8 protein-coding genes are annotated in these 6,043 nt (G+C 68.5%); 5 read left to right on the forward strand and 3 right to left on the reverse strand.

Annotation, left to right across the window (positions count from 1 at the left end):
- The first annotated feature begins 26 nt into the window (after nt 1-26).
- From B2J86_RS10140 to B2J86_RS10155, 4 genes are all read left to right on the forward strand, one after another.
- Nucleotides 27-1,070, forward strand: coding sequence for a type IV pilus twitching motility protein PilT (locus tag B2J86_RS10140; RefSeq protein WP_173025453.1), 1,044 nt, complete (start codon nt 27-29; stop codon nt 1,068-1,070).
- A 55-nt stretch (nt 1,071-1,125) separates the two neighbouring features.
- Complete coding sequence (locus tag B2J86_RS10145; protein ID WP_173025454.1) at nt 1,126-1,761, forward strand: cyclic nucleotide-binding domain-containing protein; 636 nt, start codon at nt 1,126-1,128, stop codon at nt 1,759-1,761.
- A gap of 40 nt (nt 1,762-1,801) precedes the next feature.
- A complete protein-coding gene (locus B2J86_RS10150; protein WP_169169926.1) occupies nt 1,802-2,938 on the forward strand; it encodes a PilT/PilU family type 4a pilus ATPase in 1,137 nt (378 codons plus the stop codon).
- 68 nt (nt 2,939-3,006) lie between these two features.
- Nucleotides 3,007-3,921, forward strand: a complete 915-nt coding sequence (locus B2J86_RS10155) for an NAD(P)-dependent oxidoreductase (protein WP_173025455.1) — start codon at nt 3,007-3,009, stop codon at nt 3,919-3,921.
- 39 nt (nt 3,922-3,960) lie between these two features.
- On the opposite strand, the gene B2J86_RS10160 is transcribed toward B2J86_RS10155, so the two are convergent.
- The 3 genes from B2J86_RS10160 to B2J86_RS10170 form a co-directional block, all read right to left on the reverse strand.
- Nucleotides 3,961-4,620: a BON domain-containing protein gene (locus B2J86_RS10160; protein WP_173025456.1), complete on the reverse strand. Its 660-nt coding sequence runs from the start codon at nt 4,618-4,620 to the stop codon at nt 3,961-3,963.
- Entirely contained in the window at nt 4,620-5,216 is a 597-nt protein-coding gene (locus B2J86_RS10165) for an SIS domain-containing protein (protein ID WP_173025457.1), read from the reverse strand. Before B2J86_RS10165 ends, B2J86_RS10160 begins: the two co-directional genes overlap by 1 nt.
- A gap of 71 nt (nt 5,217-5,287) precedes the next feature.
- Nucleotides 5,288-5,686 (reverse strand): YraN family protein, encoded by a 399-nt coding sequence (locus tag B2J86_RS10170; protein WP_169169922.1) that lies wholly within the window; start codon nt 5,684-5,686, stop codon nt 5,288-5,290.
- Here B2J86_RS10170 and B2J86_RS10175 point away from each other — a divergent pair.
- The coding region (locus tag B2J86_RS10175) for an SAM-dependent methyltransferase (RefSeq protein WP_254068047.1) at nt 5,686-6,043 on the forward strand (358 nt) is incomplete at its 3' end. The two genes, B2J86_RS10170 and B2J86_RS10175, sit on opposite strands and share 1 nt — an antisense overlap.

The raw sequence follows: 6,043 nt of genomic DNA on the forward strand, positions 1-6,043 counted from the left end.
GTACCAAACGAGAGAAGGACGGATCCGTGGACATCACCCAGCTGCTGGCCTTCAGCGTCAAGAACAAGGCATCCGATTTGCACCTGTCCGCAGGGCTGCCGCCGATGATCCGGGTCCACGGCGACGTGCGGCGCATCAACGTCGACGCGCTCGACCACAAGACGGTGCACGCGATGGTCTACGACATCATGAGCGATTCGCAGCGCAAGGCCTACGAAGAGTTCCTCGAAGTCGACTTCTCGTTCGAGATCGAGGGCCTGGCGCGCTTTCGCGTCAACGCCTTCAACCAGAACCGCGGCGCGGCCGCCGTGTTCCGCACCATTCCGAGCAAGATCCTGACGCTCGAGCAGCTCAACGCCCCGAAGATCTTCAGCGACCTGGCGCTCAAGCCGCGCGGCCTGGTGCTGGTGACCGGCCCCACCGGCTCGGGCAAGTCGACCACGCTCGCGGCCATGGTCAACTACCTCAACGAGACCGAATACGGCCACATCCTCACGGTGGAAGACCCGATCGAGTTCGTGCACGAGTCCAAGAAATGCCTGGTCAACCAGCGCGAGGTCGGGCCGATGACGCTCTCCTTCGCGGCCGCGCTCAAGTCGGCGCTGCGCGAGGACCCGGACGCGATCCTGGTGGGCGAAATGCGCGACCTCGAAACCATCCGGCTGGCCATGACGGCGGCCGAGACCGGGCACCTGGTGTTCGGCACGCTGCACACGTCGAGCGCCGCCAAGACCATCGACCGCATCATCGACGTGTTCCCGGCCGAAGAGAAGGAGATGGTGCGCTCCATGCTGTCGGAGTCGCTGCAGGCCGTGGTGTCGCAGACGCTGTGCAAGCTCAAGGACGGCTCGGGCCGGGTCGCCGCGCACGAGATCATGCTGGGCACCAGCGCGATCCGCAACCTGATCCGCGAGGCCAAGGTGGCGCAGATGTATTCGACCATCCAGACCAGCAACAGCGTGGGCATGCAGACGCTGGACCAGAACCTCACGGATCTGGTGCGGCGCAACATCATCAGCCCGGCCGAAGCGCGCAGCAAGGCCAAGATTCCCGACAACTTCCCCGGGTGAAGCACACACCACCCCCTGACCCCGGCCGCCCTTGGGCGGCCCACTGGAGCCCCCCATGAAAGGCATTCTTGGCCTGCTGCGCCAGCAGGCGCGCGGCAACAAGGCCGCGCAAGAGCATTCCGATTCGGTCTTTTTCTCCACCGCCTTTGCCGACCAGGGCGTGGGCGCGGCCATGCTGGTGCCGTGGGAGGCGCGCGCCGTCGAAGTGGGCGCCAAGCGCCTGGCCCCGAGCCGCGGCGGCAAGCTGCTGCAGGCGCTGTGGGCCAAGGACAAGTACATGGCGCACCTCGACACCGACGCGGTCAAGCGCATGGAGCGCTTCTTCGAGTTCGCCCAGGTCGCCGCCAACCGCGACGTGATCCGCCAGGACGAATATGGCAACTTCATGGTGGTGCTGCTGTCGGGCACCATCGCCGTGGACCGCGTGCAGCCCTGGGGCGAGCAGCTGCGCCTGGCCGAGACCCGGCCCGGCGACATCCTCGGCGAGATGTCGCTGCTCGACAGCGGCATCCGCTTCTCGGCCTGCACCACGCTGACCGAATGCGACATCGCCGTGCTCAGCGCCGACGCCATGGACGACATGATGGCCCGCGACCCGCAGCTGGCCGCCAGCCTGGTGGCGCTGCTGGCGCGCAAGCTGTCTCTGCGCCTGCGCGCCGTGAGCGCGCGCCTGAACGAGCACCAAAAATGAACCCTTGGCACCGCCATGCCAGACCGTGGGAGACACTCTGATGGAACGCGATCAGGCCAGTAAATTCATCAACGATCTGCTCAAGCTGCTGGTCAGCCGCAATGGCAGCGACCTGTTCATCACGGCGGATTTCCCGCCGGCGATCAAGGTCGACGGCGCGATCGCCAAGGTCTCGCCCCAGCCGCTGTCGCCCAACCACACGCTGACGCTGGCGCGCTCCATCATGAGCGACAAGCAGGCGGCCGAGTTCGAGCGCACCAAGGAGTGCAATTTCGCCATCTCGCCCCCGGGCATCGGGCGCTTCCGCGTCAATGCCTTCATCCAGCAGGGCCGGGTGGGCATGGTGCTGCGCGTGATTCCGCTCACGCTGCCCACGATCGACGGACTTGGCGTGCCGCAGGTGCTCAAGGAAGTGACCATGACCAAGCGCGGCCTGTGCATCCTCGTGGGCGCCACGGGCTCGGGCAAGTCGACCACGCTGGCCGCCATGGTGGACTGGCGCAACGAGAACTCCTTCGGCCACATCATCACGGTGGAAGACCCAGTCGAGTTCGTGCACCCGCACAAGAACTGCGTGGTGACGCAGCGCGAGGTGGGGCTCGACACCGACAGCTGGGATGCGGCGCTGAAGAACTCGCTGCGCCAGGCGCCCGACGTGATCCTGATGGGCGAGATCCGCGACCGCGAGACCATGGAGCACGCGATCGCGTTCTCGGAAACCGGCCACCTGTGCCTGGCGACGCTGCACGCCAACAGCGCCAACCAGGCGCTCGACCGCGTGATCAACTTCTTCCCCGAGGAGCGCCGCGCGCAGCTGCTCATGGACCTGTCGCTGAACCTGCGCGCCATGGTCTCGCAGCGCCTGATCCCCAAGCAGGACGGCAAGGGCCGCGCCGCCGCCGTCGAGGTGATGCTCAACACGCCGCTCATCTCCGACCTGATCTTCAAGGGCGAGGTCGCCGAGATCAAGGAGGTCATGAAGAAGAGCCGCAACCTGGGCATGCAGACCTTCGACCAGGCCCTGTTCGACCTGTTCGAGTCCAACGTCATCACCTACGAGGACGCGCTGCGCAATGCCGACTCGGTCAACGACCTGCGCCTGCAGATCAAGCTCAGCAGCCAGCGCGCCAAGACCACCGACCTGGCCTCGGGCACCGAGCACTTCGCGATCGTCTGAAGGCGCCCCCACACGCACCGGCCCGCTGGTCGGGCCGGACTTTTTTCTTCACTGACCGGACAGAACCCATGCCAAGCACCCATCCCCGCAATTACGAAGCCACGCCGCCCCGCAAAGTCGCCTTTCTGGGCCTGGGCGTGATGGGCGCCCCGATGGCGGCGCACCTGGCGCTGGCGGGCCACACGGTTACGGTCTACAACCGCACGACCGCAAAATCCATAGCATGGTGCGCAGAGCACGCAAGGGCTGGAGCGCCAAAACATGCTGAAACACCCCGCCTGGCGGCGCAGGGCGCGGAGCTGGTGTTTTGCTGCGTCGGCAACGACGACGACCTGCGCGCCGTCACGCTGGGCGCCGACGGCGCCTTTGCCGGCATGGAGCCGGGGGCCATCTTTGTCGACCACACGACGGCATCCGCCGAAGTGGCGCGCGAGCTCTACGGCGCCGCGCGCACCCTGGGCCTGCAGTTCATCGACGCGCCCGTCTCCGGCGGCCAGGCCGGCGCGCAAAACGGCCAGCTCACCGTGATGTGCGGCGGCGACCCGGCCGCGTTCGATGCGGCGCAGCCCGTGGCCATGGCGTTTTCGCGCGCCTTCACGCGCATGGGCGAAGCCGGCGCCGGGCAGCTGACCAAGATGGTCAACCAGATCTGCATCGCCGGGCTGGTGCAGGGCCTGGCCGAGGCCGTGGCCTTTGGCCAGCGCGCAGGCCTGGACATGGTCCAGGTGCTGGACGTGATCGGCAAGGGCGCGGCGCAGAGCTGGCAGATGGACAACCGCGGCAAGACCATGGTGGCGGGCCAGTTCGACTTCGGCTTTGCCGTGGACTGGATGCGCAAGGACCTGGGTCTGGTGCTCGACGAGGCCAAGCGCAACGGTGCGCGCCTGCCCGTGGCGGCGCTGGTCGACCAGTTTTATGGCGACGTGCAGCACCTGGGCGGCGGCCGCTGGGACACGTCCAGCCTGGTCAAGCGCCTGGACTGACGGGACCGGGAAAGCGCGCACCCGGCGGGCGCTGCGGCGTCAGGGCGCGCGCTGGGGGCCCGAATCCGTGCTCACGGGCGCGGGTTTCGGCGCGCTCAGGCGCACCAGTTCTTCCTCGCTGAGCTGCTCGAACACGCGCACCACCTTGCTGACGCCACCGACGCCGCGCGCAATGGCGGTGGCGCGGTTGGCCTCGCGCGGCGTGACCAGGCCCATCAGGTAGACCACGTTGCGCTCGGTCACCACCTTGAACGCGCTGGCCGTGAGGTCCTTGGCGTCCACGAGGCTGGCACGCACCTTGCCGGTGATGAAAGTGTCGTTGGAGCGCTGGCCCAGCGAGGTCGCGGGCATCACGCCCAGGTCGTTGACCACCGAGCGCACATTGCCCACGCCAGCCACGGCCTGCTCGATGGCCTGGCGCACTTCGGCGCTCGGCACCTCGCCGGTCAGCAGCACCTGGCGGTTGTAGCTGGTCACGTTGACGTGCACGCGGTCGCCGTGGTCGGCCTGGATGCGGTTGGCGGCCCGCATCTCAATGCCCTGGTCCTCGACCTGGGTGCCGGCGGTGCGCCGGTCCACGGCCACCATGCTGCCCATGGCCACCCCGCCCACCACCAAGGGGAAGCAGCCTGTCAGGCCAGCGCCCAGGCTGACAGCCGCCAGCAGCATGCAAGCGGTACGGGTCATGCGAAGTTTCATTACGGGTTCTCCTGTTCACCAAACAATTGGGCGTCCACGCCATCGCACAGGCAGTTGAGCACCAGCGCGTGCACCTCGCGCACGCGCGCGGCGCGCTCGTGCGGGACGCAGATCAGCACATCGGTCTCGCGCAGCACCGTGGCCAGCGCGCCGCCGCTGCGCCCGCTGACCACCACCACGGTCATGTCGCGTTCGTGTGCGGCGTGCACGGCAGCGAGCACCTGCACGTCGTTGCCGCCCACGCACAGCGCCAGCAGCAGGTCGCCCGCCTGCCCGAGCGCGCGCACCTGGCGCGCGTATTGCTGCGCCGGCTCGCCCTGGCCGGTCACGGACGCCAGCAGCGCGCCGTTGGCGGACAGGGCCACCGCGGCCAGTTCGGGGCGTTCGCGCTCGAAGCCGGCGACGCAGAAGGCGGCAAACTGCTCGGCGTCGGCGGCGGACACGCCGCTGCCGCACGCCAGGATCTTGCTGCCGCTGGTGATGCAGGCCAGCACGGCCTGCACCGCGTCCGCAATGGGCTTGCCCAGCGCCTGGGCGGCCTGGTACTTCAGATCGGCGCTGTCGATGAAATGCTGTTGGATGCGTTGCTCAAGCATGGGGAGCGATGATACCTGCGTCGTGTTACAAGTTTTGTAGCAAACCGTAGCCTGCCTGCGGGCTCGCGCGGTCAGGAGGCATCGAACGCGGCGCGCAGCCACTGCACGCCGCCGCCCTCGACCAGCACCACGTCGAAGCGGCACGGGGGCGGCGCGCCCAGGCGCAGCAGGTAGTGGCGTGCAGCGAACACGATGCGCTGGCGCTTGGCGGCGCCAATGCTGGCGCCGGCGCCGCCGAACGCCGGGCTGGCGCGGCTGCGCACCTCGACGAACACCACGGTGCCATCGCGCTCGCGCACAATCAGGTCGATCTCGCCGCCGCCGCGCCCGGGCGTTCGATAATTGCGCGCCAGCAGGCGCAGGCCCGCGGCCTGCAGGTGGTCCAGCGCCAGATCTTCTGCGGCGTTGCCACGCTGGCGCGTCGTGCCCGGCGCACCGGCGCTGGCGGCTTTTTTTCCGAGGAAATCCATTGAGCGCATCTTTCGCATCAGCCCTGGATGCCGCGCGCGACGCGGCGGCTGCGCAGCATTATCCGCAAGGCGCCCTGTACGTGGTCGCCACGCCCATCGGCAACCTGGCCGACATCACGCTGCGCGCCCTGCATGTGCTGCAGCTGGCCGACACCCTGGCCTGCGAGGACACGCGCCACACGCAGAGCCTGCTGCGCGCCTACGGCATCGACAAGAGCGGCGCGCAGCTGCTGGCCGTGCACCAGCACAACGAGGCCGAGGCCGCGCAGGCGGTGGTGGCCCGCCTGCAGCAGGGCCAGCGCGTGGCCTATGTGAGCGACGCCGGCACGCCCGGCGTCAGCGACCCCGGCGCGCGCC

The organism is Acidovorax sp. SRB_14, from assembly GCF_012932145.1.
Taxonomy (GTDB): domain Bacteria; phylum Pseudomonadota; class Gammaproteobacteria; order Burkholderiales; family Burkholderiaceae_C; genus Simplicispira.

Coding starts and splice junctions, on each gene's coding strand:
- B2J86_RS10145 (WP_173025454.1), top strand. CDS start 1,126: ATGAAAGGCATTCTTGGCCTGCTGCGCCAGCAGGCGCGCGGCAACAAG.
- B2J86_RS10150 (WP_169169926.1), top strand. CDS start 1,802: ATGGAACGCGATCAGGCCAGTAAATTCATCAACGATCTGCTCAAGCTG.
- B2J86_RS10155 (WP_173025455.1), top strand. CDS start 3,007: ATGCCAAGCACCCATCCCCGCAATTACGAAGCCACGCCGCCCCGCAAA.
- B2J86_RS10160 (WP_173025456.1), bottom strand. CDS start 4,620: ATGAAACTTCGCATGACCCGTACCGCTTGCATGCTGCTGGCGGCTGTC.
- B2J86_RS10165 (WP_173025457.1), bottom strand. CDS start 5,216: ATGCTTGAGCAACGCATCCAACAGCATTTCATCGACAGCGCCGATCTG.
- B2J86_RS10170 (WP_169169922.1), bottom strand. CDS start 5,686: ATGGATTTCCTCGGAAAAAAAGCCGCCAGCGCCGGTGCGCCGGGCACG.